Genomic DNA, 21,781 nt, shown 5'->3' with positions numbered 1-21,781 from the left:
CTCACCTCGGGGCCGCCCTGGTCGCGGGCGGCTTCTCCTCCGCCATTTGCCGTAATACTTTTTCTTTCATAGCCTGCCGCGCCCGGTTCAGGCGCAACTTTACCGTCCCCAGGGAGCAGCCCAGGATGGACGCGATTTCCTCATAGCTGTAGCCCTGGAGTTCCCGCAGCACCAGGGCGGTCCGGTACTCCGGCGGTAACTGGTTCAGGGCGCTGCGGACAAAGCCCTTCAGCTCCATCTCTTCCACCAGATCCACCGGATCGCCGCCGGCAGCCGCCACCTCCCGGGTCACCTCGCCCTCGGCCGTGCTGAGGGGAGCGTCCAGGGAGACCACCGGGTGGCGGGTTATTTTTCGCCGCAGGTTTAAATATAAATTTACGGTGATGCGGTGCAGCCAGGTGCCAGGGTCGGCCTCATTGCGGAACTTATCCAGTCCCTGGTAGGCCCGGACGAAAACCTCCTGGGCCAGGTCCTGGGCGTCGGCGTGATTGCCCGTCAACTGGTAGCTGAGGTTATAGACTTTATCTTGATAATTAACCACCAATTCCTCAAAGGAAGGGACGCCGTTTTTTTTCCCCGGCGCCTTTTTTTCACCAAGGTCCAAAAGATACACCCCTGGAGGCCCGGATTCCCCGGACATTTATTAGACAAATAAAACGGTCAAAAAGTTCCCGCAGCCGGCGCGGCAGGGAAAAAATTTACCTGCAGGGCAAATATAGGTGAGAGTAATGCTCTTTTAGTAAGTCAACGAAGCTTTTAGTCGTACTTCTAGTATATATTAGCCTTGACCTTCCCGCAACCTGGCAAATAAAGTAATCTTCCCGCCTGGCGGGTCAGCCCACTGTTGACTGCAGCCATCTGGGTCCTGCTCCGGGTAGGGGCAACATCACCATGATAATTATAAATTGCATAAATACATAGGAGTCCCGTTAAAAGCAATATCAGAGCCAGGCTTATTTTAAAGATATGCTTTTTGAAGACCACCTTTGGAATGCTCCTCTCAAACGGCTTTCAGGACCCAATCCCCATATTAACGATAACCGTCAGGATGGGTGCTATGCCAGCGCCATGCACTGGAGAGTATGGTTTCCAGATCGCTGTATCTGGGCTCCCAGCCCAAAACTCTTTTTATAAGGGCACTATCAGCTACCAGGACGGGCGGATCTCCCGCTCGTCGCTCTTTGTATTCCAGGGGAAGTGTATGCCCGGTAACTGCTTCTGATTTTCTGATAATCTCCATTACCGAATACCCTTTACCTGTGCCCACATTGAAAACGCTGCTTTGCAAGCCATGCTCCAGCGCATGCAGAGCAAGAATATGGGCGTTAGCCACTATAAAGTGTAGTTCTTCCCGTTCAGGCTTCTTCCAGGTAAGCGAGTAAGCCAGGGTTCAACTCAGTTAGCTGGCTTATCAGCAATCGGCAGTATCACCTCCGGTTGCCTGGGACCTCCCACCGGAATTACACCTGATAGTTCAGCTTTCTGTAAATACCCAGAGACGGCTGCCGAGAAAATTTACAACTATGCCACCGCCCGTGGCCGAAAACTTGCTAAGCCAGAGTTGCAGATGGGTAACATCATGTAAGATGAAAAGTAAACCGGATGATAACAGCAGGGAGAGCCCGTTCACGGTGATAAACTTTATAACCTCCAGGGCGCTGGCTTTGTGGGTAACCCGGAACGTCCATTTTTGATTGAAGAAGAAACTGTTCGCTACACCGGCCGAGTAAGAGAGGACCTGGGCCAGCAAATACGGCATCCCGACCAGGGTCAGGCCAAAAAAGGTGGTCAGGTCTACAACCGTATTTCCTACTCCCACGGCACAAAAACGCAGGAATTGGGCAGCCCCGGGCTTATTGTTAAACACTCGCGGGTTACCCCCTTCGAACTAATAAATTTTCTGCTTCCTGCTTGTTGCGTAGAATATATAGCGGCCGGTCTTTCGTTTCATCGTAAATTCTGCCGATATACTCTCCCAGGATCCCTAATAGGATGAAGTTCACACCGTTTAGCAACAGCAGGAGGGTAAAAAGCCATCTTCCCCCGGAGATTGTGCTGGCGGTGAATATTTTTAACCCCAGAGAGAAAACCAGATAGGCAAAACTTGGCAAAGAGAGGGCCAAACCGAGGTATGTGGCCAATTTCAAAGGTTTATGGGAGAAAGAGGTGATCCCGTCTATTGCTAAGCGCAGCATTTTTTTCAGCGGGTATTTTGTTTTTCCGGCAAAGCGTTCCTCCCGGATGTACTCAATGGCTGCCTGGCGAAAGCCTATCCAACTGATCAGGCCGCGAATAAAGCGGCTTTTCTCCCGGATGCTATGCATGACATCACACACTTTCCGGTCTATCAGACGGAAGTCACCGGTATCCAGGGGAATATCGACTTCTGTCATCATGCGAAGGGTACGATAGAACAAAGAAGCGGTCCATTTTTTAAACAACGTCTCCCCCTTCCGCTGAACGCGCCGTGCATAGACGACTTCGTATCCTTCTTGCCATTTCTCAATCATTCGCGGGATTAGCTCGGGCGGGTCCTGCAAATCAGCGTCGATAATTACGATGGCGTCCCCGCGGGCATAATCCATGCCCGCGGTAATCGCTATTTGATGCCCGAAATTGCGCGAGAAATTCAGTAGCCTCACGCTATCGTCCGTTTCCGCTAAAACTTCGATTATTTCCGCCGTCCGATCCTCGCTACCGTCGTTGACGAACAGCAATTCATACGGTTCACCGAGGGATTGCATGACCAGGGTTAGCCGGCGATAGGTTTCACGAATAACGTCTTCTTCGTTATAGACCGGAATGATAATGGTATAACGCACTTTACTTTTCATAACACCCATCCTCATGAATGTTTTTGGCTCAGTCGTTGATTTTATATAATGTCTGAGGAGCGTCGGACTGCCACTCTTCTATAGGAACTTCCGTGCTGTTGGCGCGGATCCAATCCAGCACTTCGTTATTGCCGCCTGGTCCGCCTCCGAAACCGGACCGTGACGGAATCAGGAAGAATTTTACTTCTTTGTTCGCAACCATCTGCTTTAATTTCTCGACTGTAAGAATAGGGTCGGAACCACTGAACCCGCCCATGGCCATGACGGCTTTTCCGGTTTCAATGATATACGGTGCGGCCGTATTGGCATCGGTGGTGGCAAAAAGGTATTTTTCTCCTGTATTGTTCAAGGTCAGGTATTCGAGTAATTTTGTATTGATACCGGAGTTCATCCCGCCCCGGGTAATCCTTCCCGGACCGAATCCCTGGCGATTAGGACCGGCCTGCGGCAGCATGCTATTTTCGCCATACAGGATAGGGGTGGCTGCCCAGTACAATGGTGCCACAAGTAATACCAGCATACCGGCCATGGCGACCTTTGAAGCCAGCTTTTGTTTATTTACCGCAAGGAACAGTACAAGCGCCAACCCGATTCCTGCCGCTCCGATGCCAATGGACCACCCCATGCCGATTTGGTTCCGGTAGGGCTTAAGTATATAGAGTTCAAAAACTGTAGTAGCCAGGAGACCCGCCGGCAAGAGCCACCTCTTCCAGCTTTCCTTGTCCCGGTATTGATTCCAGAGCTCTACCCAGCCTGCTCCCGTGAGGGCCGCAATCGGGGGGGCGAGCATGATCAGATAATAGTGATGGAAGAAGCCCGCTACGCTGAAAAACGCCATCGCCGGGAGCAACCAGGCCAGCCAGAACAGGGCCTCCTTCTGTTTATCAGGCAGCGGCTTTCCGGGGCGCAGGCCTGCCAGCAAGCCAATGCAGGCGAACGCTACAAAGGGAAGTAACCAACTGATCTGTCCGGAGAGTTCACTTTGAAACAGCCGCAGGGGACCCGGCTGGCCGGTACCGAAGGCACCGCCGGCCCCTCTTCCTTGAGGCCCGCCCCCGCCTGGGCCGGGCACCGGCCCAGGATTTCCATTACCATCCGGGCCGAAGCCTTCCGGCGGCATTTGCTGCCGGTTGGGTACATTGTTGCCATCTTGGAGCATTTGCTGTTGTACCGACCAGGATCCCCGGTCCTGCTGTATTTGTCGCTGGCCTGGCGCTGTCCCGGGACCCATGCCCCCCCGGTTCATTCCCGTGAGGCGGGAGATCCCGTTATAGCTCAAGGCCAGCTCTAATACGGAGTTCGTTTTACTGCCCCCGATGTACGGCCGGTTTTCCTGGGGTGTCATATCTACGACGGCTGCCCAGGATATAGAAACTCCTACCATGATCACTGTGGCCGCCGTCAGGAGGGCCAGTTTCTTCTTCCATTCGTTCTTGAAGGCTAGCAGGTAAAAAACGTAAAAGGCCGGTACCACCATGTAAGCTTGAAGCATCTTTATATTAAAGCCGACACCGATCATGGCAAAGGCTCCGAGAACCCAGACCGGCTTCTGATCACGGACCGCCCGGAACAACATCCAGGTTGCTATAAGGAGCGCAAATACCAGCAAGCTGTCAATATTGTTCGTCCGGCTCACCGCTACGGCGATTGGCGTACAGGCCATAACCAGGCTCGCGATCCGGGCTGCCGTTTTCCCGAAGGTCGGCTTGACCAGGTGATATATCAGCAAGACGGAACCGACGCCGGCCAGGGCCTGGGGGAGAACTACGCTCCATCCGTGCACCCCGAAGAAATAGGCGAATATCGTCTGGATCCAGAGCGCCAGCGGCGGTTTATCCACCGTAACATATCCGGCCGGATCAAAAGAAGCGTAGAAAAAATTGTGGAAGCTCTGCAGCATGCTGGTAACCGCTGCCGTGTAGTAGGCGTTGGCGTAGCGATCTTCCCAGATGTTGAAGATGTTGAGGAAAGCCGATAATAGGGCGATACCCGCCAGGATCATATCGTAACGTTTATCGGATTTCGGTCTCATTATCATATCTCTCCTTTAATTCCCCGTGTTTCTATGTAACTATGAGCAGCTCCCGCGATGCCCGGCCTTTTGCCTTTACAATAATACCCCCTTTAGCTGAATTGTACCTTAATGGTAACTGAACATTGATTTAATATTAGTTGCCATGGGCCCGGCCGGACGCGCCTACAGCAAAAACGGCATTCATCCACGGTCAAACCGTGGCATGAATGCCGTTGTTTAAGTTCAAGAAACACTCCGGTTAACCAGGAAGCCATACATGAAATGTAGATCCCTTGCCCTCTTGACTTACAACGCTGATGGTTCCTCCATGAGCTTCTACAATGGCTTTGGCGATGGATAAGCCTAAACCGGCTCCGCCATATTTGCGTGTCCGGGAGGAATCGCTGCGGTAAAATCGATCAAAGACGTGGGGGAGATGGGTAGCGCTGATCCCCGGCCCATTGTCTTGAACTGACAGTTGCACGCCGTTGTTTTTACCATATAGTGAAATTTGGATATGCCCCTTTTCAGGATCCGTATGTTGCACCGCATTTTGAAACAGATTCAAAATGACCTGTTTAATCTTATCCGTATCATACTTACATCTCATGTTGGGTTCGAGGCATAGGCTGAGCTTTCTGTTGCCGGCCAGAATCCGGAGCTGCGGCTCCATATCCAGGATAACGGTATCCAGCATGCCTTCCGTAAGCTCAAAGTGAGGTATTCGGTCGAGTTTGGCCAGGAGAAGAAGATCATGTACCAGTTTATTGAGGCGTGCGGATTCGCTATACATGCTTTTTAAAGCTTTCTGCAGTTGATCCGGTTGATTGGCTGCGCCGCGGAGCAAAACCTCCAAAAAGCCGTGAATAGAGGTTAACGGGGTGCGAAGCTCATGGGAGGGTAATGGCGGTAATGCCATCCTGGGCGGTCTGTACTTCAAAGCCTTCGTTTTGCAGACCCAGCTCTAAAAATTGTAGTATACTCTGTTCATCGTCCACTACTAATATTTTAATGCCCTTTAATTGTTGCATTCCTGACCTACCACCTTCAGGGTTGTCATTAATTATAAAAGCACTGTTTTGACTAATAGATATACCATCTATTAAGAGCTTTTGCAAGCCATGGCTATATTTTCCCCAGCCCTCTCACGGGGTGACAATATCACTGTCCGGTGATACTAAAAGCGTTGGGCGTAAATGATTAGTTTTCAGGGCTTTTTGGTTAATTCTCAGCAAATTTTAAGGTTTTGAATCAGTAAAGATGCTATAATAAGCTGTGGCCGAGCTGTAACATTTATAATCTTAGCTATCAGGCCGGCATCAGTACATAGAAAGAAGGTAGATTATGGCGACAGCGACGGTAACGGCTAAAGGAGGATTCCTTAGCGGCAAAAGAATAATATGGCTGGTGGCGGTCTTTCTAACTTTGATTATCGCCGCCGGGTGGTACTGGTGGGCCCGGGGGCATCAGAAGGCTCCTAATTTCCTGACCGTTACTGCCGGTAAAGGGAGCATTGTGGAGACTGTAAGCACCTCCGGGAAAATTGAAGCATTACATAGCATCGGCCTCAGCTTTAAGAATCCGGGGACCATCAAGGCGATATACGTCAAGGAAGGGCAGAGCGTCAAAGCCGGCCAGCTCCTGGCCCTCCAGGACCCAACCGATCTGGAGCTTCAGGTCAAGGAGGCCCAGGCGAACCTGGACAATGCCATGGCCAAGCTAAAGAGCCTGCAGGCCGGGCCCCTGGCTACCGACGTGGCCCAGGCCGAGGCGGGTGTGGAGCAGGCTCAGGTTGAATATGACAACGCCCAGGATACTTTAAAACGCGATCAGGCCCTTTATGATGCCGGCGCCCTGTCGGAAGTCGACCTGAACAATGCCCGCAAGGCGGAGGCGACGGCGGCAGCCAACCTGAAAAAAGCCCAGGCAGCCCTGGAGGCCCTGAAAAACGGCAGCCGGCCGGAGGATATAGCCGCCGCCCAGGCCCAGGTAGACGCGGCCCGGGCCCAGCTGCAGCTGGCCCAGAATAACCTGGCGGCCACGGAGATCCGGGCACCGTGGGACGGTATTGTCACCAACGTCAACGGGCAGGTGGGCCAGCGCGTGGGCAGCAATACCAGCGCCACCGACGCTTCAAATAGTTTTATTTTTTTAATCTCCCCCGAACTCCAGCTGCGGGTGCAAGTCAATGAAGCCGACATCAACAAAGTCAAGGTGGGGCAGGATGTAGAGTTTACGGTCAACGCCCAGCCTGACCGCACCTTTAAAGGCAAGGTGACGGCCATTGCGCCTCAAGCCCAAACCGTTTCCAACATCCAACTTTATGACGTCCTGGTAAACGTGGGAGACGCGGGAGCGTCCTTAAAGGCCGGCGAGTCGGCCAGCGTGACCATAATTATCAGCCGCAAAGATAACGTCATTACCATCCCGCGGGCGGCCATCGCCTATGCCGAAGGCTACCTCTCCCAGGCCGGCAAGACCGCCGGCGGCCGGGCAACCTCGTCAGGGGGGACCTCCGGCGGGGGTAACCGGAGTAGAAGTACCCAGGGAACGGGAGGTTCGGCAGGCAGTTCGGTGACGGGCGCTTCTACCGCCGGAACTCCCAGCGCCGGGGAAAACCGGGCCGTAATCCTGGTGCTGGAGGGCGGACGGCCGGTGCAGCGCCAGGTGGTAACCGGCGCCAGCGACGAGCGCAATATCGAAGTAGTCAGCGGCTTAAAGGCAGGGGAACAGGTCGTAGTCGGCACAGGCAGCGCGAGTACAGGGAGTACCGGCAATACGGGAAGCACAAGTAGCTCGGGCCGGTCGAGCAGCGGCAGTAACCGTAACACCGGCGGTCCCATGCCGCCGGGCGGCTTTCTCGGGGGGAGATAAAGATGGCCCACCCCGTTATTCAGCTTAAAGAAGTAACGCGGGTTTACTCCCCGGGGTCAAACCAGGTATGGGCGCTACGGGGTATCAATCTGGAAATAAACCGGGGAGAAATGGTGGCCATCATGGGGGCCTCCGGTTCAGGCAAATCGACGTTGATGCACATTCTCGGCTGCCTGGATCGTCCCAGCAGCGGCCAGTACCTCTTCGCCAACCAGGACGTCACCAGGATGACGCCGGATCAACTCGCCCGGGTGCGCAACCGGGAGATCGGTTTCATCTTCCAGAGCTTCAATCTCTTAAGCCATACGCCGGCGTGGGAAAATGTGTGTTTACCCATGGTTTACGCCGGTATCCCGCGACCGGTAATGTTCCAGAAGGCCATGGCCATGCTGGCCAGGGTCGGCCTTAAGGGGCGGGAGGAACACCTACCCAACCAGCTATCCGGCGGCCAGCAGCAGCGGGTGGCCATCGCCCGGGCCCTGGTAAATGAGCCTTCCATCATCCTGGCCGATGAGCCGACCGGAGCCCTGGATACCCGCACCAGTATCGAGATCATGGCCCTCCTCCAGCAGCTCCACCAGGAGAAAGGCCTGACCATTGTCATCGTCACCCACGAACCCGATATTGCCGCTTACTGCGAACGGTTGGTGCGTATCCGTGACGGCCAGATAATAGAAGATCGGCCCGTGCCGGAGCCGCGCCTGGCCGCCCGGGAACTGGCAGCATTACCGGTAGAGGAGGATTAGAAAGTGGACCTTTATGCCGCTCTGACAGTCGCCTGGCGGGGGTTGCTGGCCAACAAGATGCGCTCAATTTTAACCATGCTGGGGATTATCATAGGCGTGGCAGCCGTGATCATCATGATCAGCATCGGCCAGGGGGCCTCGGCCCAGGTAACAAGCAGGATAGCCAGTATGGGCTCCAACCTGATCATGGTCATGCCGGCAGCTTCTTTCGGGGCCGTCCGGGGTGCCGGCGGTGAGGTCAATTCCCTGACCCTGGACGACGCCAGGGCTATAGGAGAGCTTCCTTTGGTGCAAAACGTGGCCCCCGAGGCCAGGAGCCAGGTTACCGCTTCTTTCGGCAGCAGGACCTGGACCACCACCGTTAACGGCACCACGGCGGGGTTGCAGGCTATCAAAGGCTGGCAGATGACTGCCGGCGCTTTCTTTTCCAATGACGACGTAGACCGCGCCGCCCTGGTGGCTGTGCTGGGACCGACGGTAGTGGCCAATCTTTTCCCCTCCGGTTTTAACCCCATAGGCGCTTCCATTACTTTAAATAACTTGCAGTTCACGGTCATTGGCATCCTGCCGTCCCAGGGAAGCGGCTTCGGCGGTGCGGACCAGGACGATATAATCTATATCCCCATCACGACGGCCCAGCGGCGTTTTCTCGGCCAGGGGGTAGTACCCAATAGCGTGCGGATGATTAATGTCCAGGCCCAGGACACCACCAGCTTGACTGCTGTCCAGGAGGAGATCACCTCCCTCCTGCGGCAGCGCCACCACCTGGGGGCCAACCAGGACGACGACTTTCGCATCCAGAATATGACCGCCGTCCTGGACACCGTGGCCGCGGCTACCGGCAGCATGACCCTGTTGCTGGCCGGTATAGCCGCCGTCTCCCTCCTGGTCGGCGGCATCGGCATCATGAATATCATGCTGGTGTCGGTAACCGAGCGCACCAGGGAGATCGGCATTCGCATGGCCGTGGGAGCCACCAGGGGCGCCATCCTCACCCAATTTCTGGTGGAAGCCATGATCTTGAGCCTGGTGGGCGGCCTGATCGGTGTCGCCGGGGGTATTATAGGCAGCAAGGTTGTTGCCATGCTGGCCAAGTGGCCGGCGGTCCTCAACCCCATGGCTATCCTGCTGGCGATGGGCTTTGCCGCCCTGGTGGGGATCTTTTTCGGTTATTACCCCGCCCGGAAAGCCGCCAATGCCGACCCCATCGAGGCCCTGCGCTTTGAGTGAGTTAAGATTCCCTGCAGATGGCCGCAAAAACTCCAGTTAGCCGAATGCTAAAAGCTCCAACCAAGGTACTGAACGATGTAGCGGGCATACTGACGAAAATCATTAAGGTGGTTGTTCATTATATCGGCCACTTTTTTCAGATCTATTTTGCCATATTCATGGACCAGTATATTTCTAAAGCCTGCCATACCGGAAATACTGTTGCAATTTACGATTGATAATTTCTGCATCAACCATCCCCGGCACCTCCAAAGCGTCCTTCGGCCAATCTCTTGTGCAGGTACTGCACCTGAATTTTTTGCATGGGACGGAAATCAAGGTAATCGCGCAAGGTTTTTTCGTGGAAAGTTATCCGCCCTCGCGTATCGCGGCAGAATAGAAGTTTTCCATCCCGCAGGACGCGAAAACGCAGGAGCAAAGGAGCTTCGTTAAGGATAACAAAATCCAGCGGTTCCCGTAACTTCTGCCTCATGGTAACAAGCAGCTCGCTTTTATAGCCATAGGGACCAACCGGCGGTAAACGGAATTCATCCAGAAAAACGGCTACGTCCAGATCGCTCAGTTTATTCGGCGTTCCCCGGGCGTGGGAACCAAAGAGATAAGCAAATTTAATTTCTTCTCTCGTTATAAGGGCCTCCAGCAAGCGTTCTTCCAGAGAGATGGTAGTATCTTGCATTTAGCTCACCGCTTCCATGCCGTTGCTATCTTCCGTTACAGGTATATTATACCATCAGCTTTACTGACCATCCAGCAGGTAGGTGCTGGGGTTAAGCCTGCTGTTGCTTGAATGCGGTTCCAAATTTAACTAAGTTTTCCAACCCCCGGGAACGGGAAGTAAGCTCTCAAAAAGTGTTTGTCGATAGCTGAAGAGAGGCTGCCGAAAAGGTCCGGTCGAGAGTAGGCAGTATGTTAAAAGGACGGGTAGCCCCGGCCCTGCCAGCAGGCATGGTCCGGGGCTTTATGTTTATTGGCCTTCCAGGGTCATCATGACCTTAGGCGGGAGACGTACCGGCAGAAATGCCGTCAGCGCTCTTTAAAAATTAAGGCAGGAGAATCTCACCTTCGGTTTGACGAGGGGGCGCTAGGGATCTCCAGGCGAACCAGTTCTCTACTACTCTATATAAATAAGTGTTAAGATGATATAAAATTACAACATGGAGCGGTTCTGTTTTTCCTTGGTGCCCCCAAAAACCCGTGGAGGAGTCTGAGCCAGCCACCCGCAGGTACTACGAACTGTAAAGTAAGCTTAAAAAATCCTACCGTGAGGAGGAGCGTGTATATGAGCCAGCTAATGCTTTCTGCCAATTTGGCCCAAAAGATAGTAAAGAAGATTATGGGGACTCTGGGGAAAAACATTAATATTATGGACGCCCAGGGAAGAATCATTGCCAGCGGTAACCCCCGAAGGGTAGGAGAAAAACACAGGGCTGCCTTCGAAGCTTCAAGTAAAGGTGAACCCATCATAGTCAGGGAAAATGATATGAATATGTTTGGTGTGAAATATCAAGGTGTGAATATGCCTATAAGATTTAAAGGAACCGTTGTGGGAGTAATAGGCGTAACCGGTAACCCGGATGAAATTCTGTCTTACGTCGAACTTGTCCGGGATTTTGCCGAGATGATGATTGAAGAAGCCGTTCTAAGGGAGCAATTTTATTTAGAGACACAAGCCCTGGAGAGTTTTATTCAGAAACTCGTAGCCGGTGAGACAAAGCTTTCCGAAGAAGAGATTATAGATAAAGCCGAATTGTTCGGCATTGATTATCACATATCCCGGAGCGTTTGCCTGTTCCTTACGTACCCCCTTAATGATGGTAATAACATGGTAGAACAAAATGAACATAAATTTTTATCAATATTGCAGGCGAGTTTTAAAATGGCTGATGGGGAGATATTAGTCCGCGGGGGAGCGGGAAAGTTTATTCTTCTGAAAAAGGGGGTTAAAGATATACCCACCTTTCTTGCCCAATTAAATACGCTATGTGATAAATTAACCATTGAGAGTAAGCTCGCAGTTTCCGTGGGTATAGGTAGTTTCGGTCCTAACCTGGCTCATGTTATAAAATCCTATGAGGAAGCCCTTAAGGCTGTTACCATTGGCAGGCAATTTTATCCCCAGCTAAAGGTATTTAATTATGACGATCTTAAAGTTGAACGTGTCATCTGGGAGGTACCACCTGCCAAAAGGAAAAACTTTATAGATGAAATCCTGGGTGCTTTAATTGAAGAGGATACTTTTCACCATAGGCAATTATATTCAACCATGGAGGCCTTTTTTAAAAACGATCTAGATATCGAGCGTACGGCTAAGGCATTACATGTACATCGCAATACCATAATATACCGCTTGAAAAAAATTAAGGAGTGTACCGGTTACGACCCCAGGGGAAGCTTCAGGGAATTGTTACACCTGGGTATGGCCTATCTATTTTATAAATGTGACGGCAAGTAGAATTCCACCATTATCTCCTGCAAGTATTAACGCCCATCTTCGAACCGCAGTTTTCAGAGGCAAGTTTCGGTTTTCGACCCGGAAAGAGAGCCCACGACGCGGTAAGGTAGGCGCGTCAATACGTAGAAGAAGGATACGAATGGGCCGTGGACCTGAATATCGAGAAATTCTTCGACCGGGTAAATTATGACATACTCATGGCCCGGGTGGCCCGGAAAGTAATGGATAAGATGGCAATTAGGTGTTGTTTATCAATAGAATTGACCCACTGGTGAACAAAAATAATTAGCATTGATCCCCCCGATGAAGCGAAAATTTTACATGTCCCGCTTTGCTCGGCCTTAAGAGTAACAAGCAGCGGCCGGTGCAGGAATATATGTAAGCGTAAAATAACCCCCACCATGCAGCTTAGGTGGGGGCTTAAACTAACTTAATTATTAACCCGGCAAAGTTGAGGCAAAGAAGCAGACCACGGCAGAAGTTGATCCAGGGCATCTTTATCCTGGGTATAGGGAGTTGTTCAAAAAGGTAAATGAGGTACTGGAAGGGGTTCAACCCGTTTTCCTTGGCTGTTTCTATGATGCTGTAGGTAATGGCGCTGGCCTTACTTGAGGGGACACTGTTTAAAGGTTCCTAAATATAACCCATACCTGAATGGCTGAACAACATAACTTTACCTAATAAAAAATGGTTTGGCGTTCGAGAGAAATAGAACAGCTAATATGCCGAATAAAGTTGGCATACAAAGATTTACAGATATAGCTTAGGGCGGTGTACCGCCCTTGTTTTTCGTTGTATATTTAGCAATTTTTTCCCGCCATTTAGTATCCCGGCTTTTTCGTAACCGCCAGGTAAATCGCTGAAATAAGAGGAGAGATAAGGAACAAAACTCTTAGGATCGTTAAGATAAAAACATTCCCCACTGCAACCACATGCATTATCTTTGCACCTCCGTTTCAATAGGCTGAAGCTGTACCTGTGTAGTCAGTTTATGGACTTCTCTTACTGCCGGGAGCGAGGATGTCAGGAGAAGTAGAAATATTACTATTGGTATGAGAGTGGCTATAATCTTATCCCTGAACTTCCAGGCTGGTGAAACCCAGGCAAGTATGATACCAACGGGCCAGATAAGGGCAGTCAGCGTTAGGACCAGCCAGGTGGAAGGATATGTTCTTCTCACCCTTGCCTCACCGCCAACCTTGGTAAGATAGTCTTCCGCGATTTCCCGGGGATCGCCAAAATCATTGATTACCTGGAGCAGGCTTTCTTCGGTTTTTTCTCCGCTGCTTTCCCACTTTTCAACCAAGTGGGAACGGATTTCGGTGATGAATTCCTTCCTGGCCGCGCAGGATATTCCCTCCAGCCTGGCTTCAATCTCTCCCAGGTACCTGTTTAATATTTTCCTAAGTTTAGGTTCCATTTCAAGCCGGGCCTCCCTTTAGAATGCTGTTAACGGTTTCCGTGAATTCCGACCAGCTGCGCTTGAATTCGTCCAGAGCGGTTTTACCCTTATCGGTAACCCGATAGTATTTGCGTGGGTTTCCCTGAGCAGTCTCGCGCCAGGTGGCCGTAACCAGACCCTCCTTTTTCAACCTGGCCAGCAGGGGATAAATGGTACCTTCAGGGGTTGTCAGGCCATGCTCGTTTAGGACCTTGACAATCTCGTAGCCGTACCTTTCTTCCCAGGCGATGACCGCCAGCACGCAGAATTCCAGCGCTCCTTTTTTGATTTGAATCATGGCATTGTCTTTTTTCATCATAAGGATATTGTAAAGCAACATACCTGTTAATGCAAGGTATCTTTGGTTCTATAATAAAAAGTGTGGGACAGGATTAAGTAGAAGGGGCCTCGAGTTTTAGCCAAGAGAGAAAAAGGTTACCGGTCCAAGCATAGCCAGGACCTATATATTCCTGCTGGCGCCCGGCATGCAGCCGGGCGAGGGGACGGTGGCATGGCTTGTGGGGTTGGGGGTGTATGATATAATAGACGGCCCGGTTGAGGCCGACTGGGGTGCTCTAGTCGCCCACGCCTTTACCCGCGTCCCGGCTACTTACGCCCAGGCCGCCAGGTGGCTTATCATGACTGGTTTAACCGGCGAAGAACAAGTAAAGGAAAAAGTAGTCATAGAGCAGCGCCCGGTTGGGGTGATGACTATTGCCGTGGCCGGGGCCGAGCCGGGTTTGGGCTGCAGCCATACCGCCCTGGCCATAAGCGCTTTTTTAGCCAGGCAGGGTCATGATGTGGCCCTGGTGGAAGACAGCCAGAACCCGGTAATGCAGGATTACCTTAAAATTATCAAGGCGGATGCCGGCCGGGTAAACAAGGCCGGGCGTATCTATCTAGGTTAAGCGAAAATACCACAACCCGACCAAGTTCTTGAATGCTAGGGCGGCTTATCAAGCTCGTGTGGCTTAGGTAATATTATTTACTCCTTACATATTGACATAGAGGGTCTACTCGATTTGTTAAATTGACAAAAGGCCCAGGATATTTTCGGAGTATTTTTTCTTTACTACCAAAGGATATAGAAATAATTATATTGAATCCAAAAATCAAAAAGGGGGGTGGAGTATGAGGGCTGCATAATAACTTGCTCCAACCCGTACCGTGAGAGCAGATGAAAATCCTACAAAAAATATTAGATTAGGAGGAAAACCTATGTTAAAGCAACGAGAATGGATGACACCGAAAAGGCGCTTCCTATCTGCGCTTTTCGGTGGAAGAGTTGATCGTACACCGGTAGCGAATCCCACATCTTTGGTGACAGTAGAATTAATGGAGCGAACCGGTGCTTATTTTCCAGATGCCCATTTAGATGCGGAAAAAATGGCTAGATTGGCGGCTACAAGTTACGAGGTATTAGGATTTGATACTATTATGCCAGTGTTTAGTGCCCATACAGAATCAGCCGCCTTAGGAGTACCTGTCGATTGGGGAGATAAGATGAGTTGGCCTGTAAATACTTCTCACCCAATTACTGATCCGGAGCAGATAGTTATACCAGATAGCTTTCTAGAGGAGCCATCAATGCGTACTGTTTTGGATGCCATAAAGATTCTAAGGAGTCAGTATGGAGATAGGGTGGCAATTATCGGCAAGACATATGGCCCATGGTCTCTAGCCTATCATCTGGTAGGAACGGAAAATTTTTTAATGGAAACAATTCTAAATCCGGACAAGGCAAGAAGATACCTCGAAGTATTATTGGAAGCCTCTTTGCTTTCCGCCAAGGCACAAATTAAGGCTGGTGCAGATGCTATTTTATGGGGGGACCACGCTACTGGTGATCTGGTAAGCGCAGAATATTATCGGGATTTTCTTATGAAAGTTCATCAGTATGTGACTAGGGAAGTCGGAGCTCCTATTATCCTGCATATTTGTGGGAATACTACCAAATTCATTCCTTATATTGTAGAAGCCGGATTTGATGCTTTTCATTTTGATTCTAAAGTCGATGCCAAACTAGCTAAAGAATTGGCTGGAAATAAGATGTCTTTAATTGGAAACATCAATAATCCTGTAACATTGCTCGCCGGCACACCTGAAGATGTTAAAAAAGAGACTCTATACGCAATTGAGGCTGGCGTGGAAATAGTCGGCCCAGAATGTGCTATTCCTTTGACAACGCCCCTTGAAAACATTTTAGCTATTACTGAAACCGCAAAAGAATATCAAATTCATAAAAAACTAGGAGGGGAGACACAATGAATAAGGAAAACAGTAACAGTAGCCTGATTACATGGTGGCGTTACCGGTACCTTATTGCGAGCATTCTATTTTTTGCATATAGCATCCAGTACCTGGATCGGATTAAAACAACAGCCCTTATTCCCCTGATTATGGATAGTATTCATCTTAGTCACGCCGATGTAGGTAACGGTATTTTCTTAATGCTAATTTTTTATGGACCGTCACAATTCATTTCAGGGATTATATGCGACAAATACGGCGCTAAGAAAGTACTTATCTTTTCATTGATTGGCTGGAGCCTTCTAACTTTTTGGATGGCATTCTTACAATCCAGGGACGAGTGGTACATCCGGAACGCCCTTTTTGGAATTTTTATTGGAACTGAATTTATACCTAGTGCCCGCCTTCTTTCACGGTGGTTCCCATCACGGCAGCGAGCACGGGCTCAAAGCAGTCTTTCCTGGGCTTGGATCCTTACACCGGCATGGGCTACTATTGTAGCAACACAGCTTGCTTCATTTTTTGGCAGCTGGCGTCCCGTATTTATAGTGGTTGCAATTATTGGCTTAGTTCCCTTGGCATTAATAATCTGGCTAATTAAAGACCGTCCAGAACAGGTTAAACATCTTTCATTAGCAGAAATAAAGGAAAGTTACGAGGATGAGATTTCCTCGGGCGTAATCTCCAGTGATGAAATTAATAGGAGAGAAGTATCTACCCAAACTATCAAAAAGGCACAGATCCCCCTCCGTAATATACTTACTTATCGTGGCTTTTGGGCGATAGCTTTTGTTAATATTGCCTCCCAGATGATGTACTGGGGAGTTGTATCTTGGTCGCCAACCTATCTTAAAGACGTATTTAAGTTTAGTATAACAGGGATGGGTTTCTGGGCTTCTATTTATTTTGCTGCGGGTGTATTGGGTGCCTATTTGAGTTCTATTATCAGTGATAAAGTGATGAAATCAAAAAGAAAACCCATGATTGTTATTTCCTTTTTAGGCACCCTTCCTTTTATTGTCATATTATCGCAGTTGCATTCAGGAGTCAGTCATGCTGTCATTTTGCTTGTGCTCTCTTGTGCGGGATTCTTTGCTAATATGGCCTGGGGCCCCTTCCTTTCCTGGCCGGCGGACGTTTTTTCTCCTGAGGTTTACGGTACTGCCATGGGCTTCGTAAACATGCTGGCATATATCGGAGGAGCATTTGCACCCTTAATTATGAGCCGCCTAATCCGTGTAGGCCAGGTTGGCCCCGACTATACCTATGCTTGGATTTTTATCGCTTGTGCTGCTTTCGTCGGATTCATTGCTTCCTGCCTTGTAAAGGATAAAAAATATAGTCAGGCTAATTAGTTGGCATTTTGCAAGAATCCGATAGTAAAATTGTCACCTCGATCTATAATTATTTGGTTTTATTACGTTGTTAAAAGACCTTAAAAAATTCAAGAGGGATAATTATGTTAAATTACCATGAGATTTTAGCAACAGCAATGTTCAGACCCATAAATCCCCATGTTCCCGTTGTATTATGGGCTATAGGGCAGACTTATGCCCCCTTTGCTAAAATACCGGATAATGAGTACTATGCCGATCCGGCGAAAATGCTGGAAGCCCAGGTGAAGTTTTACGAACGTTTCCCTGATGTATTAACCATTCCCGGAATTTGGCCGGATCTTGGTCTGATGGCGGAACTGGGGGCTTTAGGAGCAGAGTTAGAGTTTCCGGATGATGCCCCTCCTCAGTCCAGGGGTGGGGCCTTTGAAGATATCAGGGAAGTAGAAAATTGGGAAGTCCCCGATCCTAAAAAGGCGGATTATACCTCTCAGACGCTAGATTACCTTAAGTATTTCTGTAAGCATTTACCGGAAGAACCCAGGAAGAAGTGGGGATTCTTAGATGGGCACATTTTCTGCGGTGGACCTGGTGAGATCTCAGGGTTATTACTCGGGTATGATAAATTTTCTTATGCAATGTATGATTATCCGCAGCTCGTGCATATTCTGCTGCGTAAGGTAACTGATTTTATTAAAAGCTATATTGATGCCCAAATAGAAATAGTTGGGGAACCTAAAAGGGTAATCATATGGGATCATATTCCCGGTATGTTGTCAAGAGAGCTTTTTGATGAATTTATCCATCCTTATATGAAAGAGGTGTTTACCCATGTAGAAAAGGCGACCCTGAGGATATACCATAACGAGAATAATTACCCCCATCTCCTTGATTTAATGCGGGATATCCCGGCCAACGTCTGCCATATCGGCCCCAAACACGATCTGGTCGAGAGCAAAAGGGTTTTAAAAAAATGTGTAATGGGAAACGTTCATCCTATCCAGGAATTATTGCTGGGTACAAATGAGGAAATTGAAGCAAAGTGTAAAACCATAATTGAAACTGCAGGAAGAGGTGGCGGTTTATGGCTTTCAACCGGAGGCGGTATGGCCCCGGAAACACCGGTGGAGAAAATGCAGGTCCTCATTGACTGTACTAAAAAATATCTGCCACCTTCGCTGTAATGCTAAAGTATAAAAACCGGTGGTGGCGCAATACAGCCACCCCGGCTTTTTTTGAGTAGGTCCTGGCATATTCAATAGGTTAGGTTTATAGAGTGCAGTTCCAAAGGTAGAGTATCTTTTCCTTAAGCACCTATGGTAAAATAAACTACGGAAGGTGTTTATGGATTCTCAAAGCGGAAATATCTCAGGGCGGTGATAAAAGGCAGGTGAAGAGAATGGAGATTGTTGCCACCGATGATAAACAGAAATATAGTTATGATGACTATATTCGTCTTGATGATGATAATCGCTATGAGGTGGTAGAGGGGGAGCTATTGTTGATACCATCACCGGGTTTTAAACACTAGGATGTTGTTAGGAAGCTCGCAGGTTTATTATCCGCCTGATATCCCCATCTACAATTCGCGAGATCGTACACGCAAAAGCCGTCTTTACCTGAAGCACGGCGTCAAAGAATACTGGCTGGTCGATCCTGGAGGGGGTACTGTAGAAATTTTTACATATACCCCTGAAGGCTAGCGTTTGGCCGGAAACTTTACCCATGCAGAGGGCTTGTCATCCTACATTTCACGCCTTCCTAAAAGAATAAGTAATAAAGGACCTTGCGATCCCTCATTGCGTCTCTAGCCAGATGATTACCTGCTTCTTGTCGGCCACGTTTCGGGAGGCGGATGCTCCAGGATCTCGCCTCCCGGGCGAGTTTTTTCTTTTCCCCCGGGCCGGCGGCGTTCACGGTGAGAAGAACTCCCTTGCCTCGCGGCGCTCCATACCTCTCACCTCGGGGACGCTCCGGCCGCGGGCGGCTTCTCCTCCGCCATTTGCCTTACTTTTTCTTTCATGGCCTGCCTTCCCGCCAAAATTGCCGGAAAAAAATTTTTGACCCGGGAACTTTTCGGCACCTGAGGGTGTCTAAATAACTGGTTGGGTGAGGAAAGGCCGTCCATCCCAGCAGGAAAACTGGAGGGCGGCGTAGAATATTCCTCTCCTGAGTAGTTTTTACATTACTAGCAGCAACCGCAGCATTAAGACGCAGCATGATTCGCAAAACCAAAGGGATGGAGGGATGTACCGGGTAAAAAAGGCCTCCCGGGCCGAAAGGAATACATGGAATGCCCTATGAACAGGGCGAAAACTCAAGGAGGGAAGATAGTTGTTAAAAACGAGGCAGAAATGGCTTTCAATTGTCCTTGCAGTGATGTTTCTCTTCACCTTGGTGCCTTTCGGCGCCCATCCTGCCCTGGCGAATACCCAGTACCAGACTATAACCGCAATCCCGAGCTTTGATCCCGGCAAAGATGAGGCCAAGAATTTAAATCTGGCGACAGTTTACATTAAAATCGACCCGGCCCTGGCCGATGCGGAGGGCGAGGCCATCGTCGAGGTTTTAGATTCTGAAGGGTCGAAACTCGACATTAAAAGCGTAGATTTCGAGGGGATAGGAAGTAATGTCTCGGTTGCTGATGCAACGTATAATCCAGGTGATAAATATGCAAAATTAAAGGTTAAAGCAGGGAGTGCGACAGCTAAGAGCGAGCTCACCCTTAAATTGGCAGTCGACGCAAAAGACGCTGCCGCCGGCGATGTCCAGGTCCGCTTTTCCAACGCGAGCGGCATTCTGGAGAACGGTTCCGTTGTGGCCGCGGTGGCTAAAGGCGCCGGTGTAGAAGTGTCTGTTGACAAGGTTGTCGCCATTGGTGACGGCGGCGGTGATGTTACTTTTACCGTGCAGGAAAATACCCTCTACGGCCTGGACAACACTGTAGGGAAGAATACCGTTAAATTTAAGCTGCCCAACGGGTTTACTTGGGAAGATGGTAGTGGCAGCGTGAAGCTGGTAAGCGGCCAGTTGGTAGATAGTAGTGGCACTACCATCACTGATTCTAATATATCTACCGTCTTCAAGGTATACGAAGACGAGAGAGAACTGCAAGTGAAGGTGCTAAAAGGGTTTTCTTACGCCAAAGATTCCTCTTCCAAAATCCGCCTCGAAGTCAGTGGTACGATTAAAGTTGACACCAGTGTGGCCAAGTACGGCGACGTAACTGTTACCTTGGGCGGCGAATCCACTGTTACCCCCAGTGACGTTGTTGTGGCCAACTATGGCGACTATAGTGCTTCCCTGAAATCCATAGAGGTTAAAAGCATTCAGCCTGGGCAGTTTGACCAGGAGATTGGCAAATTTGCCATCGATGAGGCTCTACCGGGCTCTCTCGTAGCTGGTAGGACTATTGAGCTGACCTTGCCTGAAAACGTCAAGTGGGAACAGTACCCGAAGTTTTCCAGCGGTGATTCCAAGAACGTAGGGTCGTTTGCAATCGACAACTTTGAAGCGGTGGGTACTAGCGGCCGTACAATTAAGGCTAAAATAACCCAAGCTACCTCTGGCAATAAACCCACTGAAATCGTCTTTAAGGACGGCAAGGTTACCGCGGCAGCTGACTTTACTGGCAAGATCGAGTTGACTGTAGGCGGCTCTGCTGGTGTTACCGGAACGGTCGTAGTTGCTGAAGCTAAGGCCCCGGTGACCGCAAGTGCTTCCAGCACTCCCAGTGTGATCATCGGCGAACGTGGCCAGGCTGCTGGTGACCTTATGATTACCGAGAGCGCTGCCGAAGTTTTCCAGAAAGACCTGGATGCTTCAGACATGCTAATTGATGGCGCATCTAAGAAATTAGATGCCGATCCCGGTTACCTGGTTATAAAAGCTCCTGAGGGTGTACGTTTCGACGTGACCCCGACGGTTACCGTGAGCGATGGCGATCTGGAGATTGATACTGTCCAACGGTACAGCGATGATAACATGGTTAAGATTAAGATTAAGAGCCAGAGCGCTAAAGCTAGCACTATAAAGATCAGTAACATCAAGCTTACCGTGGACCGTACCGTACCCGTGGGCGACCTGGAACTTAAGATCGGCGGTACAGCCCTGGTCGAGAATAGTATGGATGGCTTCTTCCCCGACAATGAATGGATAGCCAAAGCTTCCGTTGCTAAAGTCATTACACCAGCTCCGAGCGAAACCCAGGCGACTGTCAAATTCGTTATTGGGGACAAAAACTACAACGTGAATGGCGTCAATTACACAATGGACGTGGCGCCTTACGTTGACAGCGGCAGGACTTTCGTGCCTATTCGCTACTTGGCCAACGCCTTAGGCGTAAATCCTGAGAACATCTACTTCAACAACGACACACAAAGCGCCATCTTGCTGAAAGATGGTACGTCAGTTGAATTTACCATTGGCAGCAATATAATGAAACTGGGCAGCGTTAGCATCCCCATGGATGTAGCCGCCCAAGTGGTTAATGGTCGCATCATGCTCCCGGCCCGTTACGTAGCTAACGCTTTTGGATATTACAACGTTGGCTATGACGAAGCCACGCAGACCGTAACCATTAGCAAATAAATTGCGATGTGAGTAA

20 protein-coding genes and 4 pseudogenes are annotated in these 21,781 nt (G+C 49.9%); 12 read left to right on the top strand and 12 right to left on the bottom strand.

What is annotated here, in order from left to right:
- Window position 1: 1 nt before the first annotated feature.
- The 7 genes and pseudogenes from MOTHE_RS11745 to MOTHE_RS14340 form a co-directional block, all read right to left on the bottom strand.
- Window positions 2–613, bottom strand: a complete 612-nt coding sequence (locus MOTHE_RS11745; RefSeq protein WP_236683250.1) for a sigma-70 family RNA polymerase sigma factor — start codon at window positions 611–613, stop codon at window positions 2–4.
- 417 nt (window positions 614–1,030) lie between these two features.
- Window positions 1,031–1,333 carry a UDP-glucose 4-epimerase gene (locus tag MOTHE_RS13200; protein WP_139560403.1) on the bottom strand — a complete coding sequence of 101 codons (303 nt, stop codon included), beginning with the start codon at window positions 1,331–1,333 and terminating at the stop codon, window positions 1,031–1,033.
- A 141-nt stretch (window positions 1,334–1,474) separates the two neighbouring features.
- The gene (locus MOTHE_RS11735) at window positions 1,475–1,867 is read right to left on the bottom strand and encodes a GtrA family protein (protein WP_053095153.1); all 393 of its coding nucleotides are present in this window, start codon (window positions 1,865–1,867) and stop codon (window positions 1,475–1,477) included.
- Between the two features lie 7 nt (window positions 1,868–1,874).
- Window positions 1,875–2,834 carry a glycosyltransferase family 2 protein gene (locus MOTHE_RS11730; protein ID WP_011393837.1) on the bottom strand — a complete coding sequence of 320 codons (960 nt, stop codon included), beginning with the start codon at window positions 2,832–2,834 and terminating at the stop codon, window positions 1,875–1,877.
- A 28-nt stretch (window positions 2,835–2,862) separates the two neighbouring features.
- The gene (locus tag MOTHE_RS11725; RefSeq protein WP_053095152.1) at window positions 2,863–4,866 is read right to left on the bottom strand and encodes a glycosyltransferase family 39 protein; all 2,004 of its coding nucleotides are present in this window, start codon (window positions 4,864–4,866) and stop codon (window positions 2,863–2,865) included.
- A gap of 241 nt (window positions 4,867–5,107) precedes the next feature.
- Window positions 5,108–5,746: pseudogene (locus tag MOTHE_RS11720) on the bottom strand (sensor histidine kinase); the annotation flags it as partial.
- Window positions 5,745–5,879: pseudogene (locus MOTHE_RS14340) on the bottom strand (response regulator); the annotation flags it as partial. The pseudogenes MOTHE_RS11720 and MOTHE_RS14340, both read right to left, overlap by 2 nt.
- 313 nt (window positions 5,880–6,192) lie before the next feature.
- Between MOTHE_RS14340 and MOTHE_RS11715 the strand changes: the two are divergent.
- From MOTHE_RS11715 to MOTHE_RS11705, 3 genes are read left to right on the top strand one after another with little or no spacing between them, the layout of a single operon-like run.
- Window positions 6,193–7,722, top strand: coding sequence for an HlyD family secretion protein (locus MOTHE_RS11715; RefSeq protein ID WP_011393835.1), 1,530 nt, complete (start codon window positions 6,193–6,195; stop codon window positions 7,720–7,722).
- Between the two features lie 2 nt (window positions 7,723–7,724).
- Window positions 7,725–8,468, top strand: a complete 744-nt coding sequence (locus MOTHE_RS11710) for an ABC transporter ATP-binding protein (protein ID WP_011393834.1) — start codon at window positions 7,725–7,727, stop codon at window positions 8,466–8,468.
- 3 nt (window positions 8,469–8,471) lie between these two features.
- Complete coding sequence (locus tag MOTHE_RS11705; protein WP_011393833.1) at window positions 8,472–9,698, top strand: ABC transporter permease; 1,227 nt, start codon at window positions 8,472–8,474, stop codon at window positions 9,696–9,698.
- A 47-nt stretch (window positions 9,699–9,745) separates the two neighbouring features.
- Here MOTHE_RS11705 and MOTHE_RS14335 read toward each other — a convergent pair whose 3' ends face one another.
- Window positions 9,746–9,886, bottom strand: a complete 141-nt coding sequence (locus tag MOTHE_RS14335) for a DUF86 domain-containing protein (protein WP_235551420.1) — start codon at window positions 9,884–9,886, stop codon at window positions 9,746–9,748.
- A gap of 41 nt (window positions 9,887–9,927) precedes the next feature.
- On the bottom strand, window positions 9,928–10,374 hold the full coding sequence (gene mntA, locus MOTHE_RS11700; RefSeq protein ID WP_011393832.1) for a type VII toxin-antitoxin system MntA family adenylyltransferase antitoxin: 447 nt from the start codon (window positions 10,372–10,374) through the stop codon (window positions 9,928–9,930).
- Window positions 10,375–10,977: 603 nt separating this feature from the next.
- On the opposite strand from mntA, the gene MOTHE_RS11695 reads away from it, so the two are divergent.
- Both MOTHE_RS11695 and MOTHE_RS14330 read left to right on the top strand, forming a co-directional pair.
- On the top strand, window positions 10,978–12,150 hold the full coding sequence (locus MOTHE_RS11695) for a CdaR family transcriptional regulator (RefSeq protein ID WP_011393831.1): 1,173 nt from the start codon (window positions 10,978–10,980) through the stop codon (window positions 12,148–12,150).
- A 14-nt stretch (window positions 12,151–12,164) separates the two neighbouring features.
- Window positions 12,165–12,392, top strand: a pseudogene (locus tag MOTHE_RS14330) (group II intron reverse transcriptase/maturase); the annotation flags it as partial.
- Window positions 12,393–12,580: 188 nt separating this feature from the next.
- On the opposite strand, the pseudogene MOTHE_RS13005 reads toward MOTHE_RS14330, so the two are convergent.
- From MOTHE_RS13005 to MOTHE_RS11685, 3 genes and pseudogenes are all read right to left on the bottom strand, one after another.
- Window positions 12,581–12,756, bottom strand: a pseudogene (locus tag MOTHE_RS13005) (transposase domain-containing protein); the annotation flags it as partial.
- A 331-nt stretch (window positions 12,757–13,087) separates the two neighbouring features.
- Complete coding sequence (locus MOTHE_RS11690; protein WP_011393830.1) at window positions 13,088–13,570, bottom strand: HAAS signaling domain-containing protein; 483 nt, start codon at window positions 13,568–13,570, stop codon at window positions 13,088–13,090.
- Between the two features lies 1 nt (window position 13,571).
- Window positions 13,572–13,910 carry a PadR family transcriptional regulator gene (locus MOTHE_RS11685; protein WP_200901664.1) on the bottom strand — a complete coding sequence of 113 codons (339 nt, stop codon included), beginning with the start codon at window positions 13,908–13,910 and terminating at the stop codon, window positions 13,572–13,574.
- A gap of 211 nt (window positions 13,911–14,121) precedes the next feature.
- On the opposite strand from MOTHE_RS11685, the gene MOTHE_RS11680 reads away from it, so the two are divergent.
- The 7 genes from MOTHE_RS11680 (at window position 14,122) to MOTHE_RS11660 (ending at window position 21,765) form a co-directional block, all read left to right on the top strand.
- Window positions 14,122–14,499 carry a P-loop NTPase family protein gene (locus MOTHE_RS11680; RefSeq protein ID WP_162490100.1) on the top strand — a complete coding sequence of 126 codons (378 nt, stop codon included), beginning with the start codon at window positions 14,122–14,124 and terminating at the stop codon, window positions 14,497–14,499.
- A 310-nt stretch (window positions 14,500–14,809) separates the two neighbouring features.
- On the top strand, window positions 14,810–15,859 hold the full coding sequence (locus tag MOTHE_RS11675; protein WP_011393827.1) for an MtaA/CmuA family methyltransferase: 1,050 nt from the start codon (window positions 14,810–14,812) through the stop codon (window positions 15,857–15,859).
- Window positions 15,856–17,196 (top strand): MFS transporter, encoded by a 1,341-nt coding sequence (locus tag MOTHE_RS11670; RefSeq protein WP_053095149.1) that lies wholly within the window; start codon window positions 15,856–15,858, stop codon window positions 17,194–17,196. The genes MOTHE_RS11675 and MOTHE_RS11670 overlap by 4 nt, the downstream gene beginning before the upstream one ends.
- A gap of 104 nt (window positions 17,197–17,300) precedes the next feature.
- Window positions 17,301–18,359 (top strand): uroporphyrinogen decarboxylase family protein, encoded by a 1,059-nt coding sequence (locus tag MOTHE_RS11665; protein ID WP_011393825.1) that lies wholly within the window; start codon window positions 17,301–17,303, stop codon window positions 18,357–18,359.
- A gap of 215 nt (window positions 18,360–18,574) precedes the next feature.
- A complete protein-coding gene (locus tag MOTHE_RS14045; protein ID WP_255302964.1) occupies window positions 18,575–18,706 on the top strand; it encodes a hypothetical protein in 132 nt (43 codons plus the stop codon).
- A 1-nt stretch (window position 18,707) separates the two neighbouring features.
- Window positions 18,708–18,878 carry a Uma2 family endonuclease gene (locus MOTHE_RS14325; protein ID WP_080996796.1) on the top strand — a complete coding sequence of 57 codons (171 nt, stop codon included), beginning with the start codon at window positions 18,708–18,710 and terminating at the stop codon, window positions 18,876–18,878.
- Between the two features lie 631 nt (window positions 18,879–19,509).
- Complete coding sequence (locus MOTHE_RS11660; protein WP_011393824.1) at window positions 19,510–21,765, top strand: stalk domain-containing protein; 2,256 nt, start codon at window positions 19,510–19,512, stop codon at window positions 21,763–21,765.
- Window positions 21,766–21,781 lie beyond the last annotated feature (16 nt).

It is taken from the genome of Moorella thermoacetica, assembly GCF_001267405.1.
In the GTDB taxonomy this organism is placed as follows: Bacteria; Bacillota; DSM-521; order Neomoorellales; family Neomoorellaceae; genus Neomoorella; species Neomoorella thermoacetica.
This window is presented reverse-complemented; position numbering and strand designations above follow the sequence as displayed.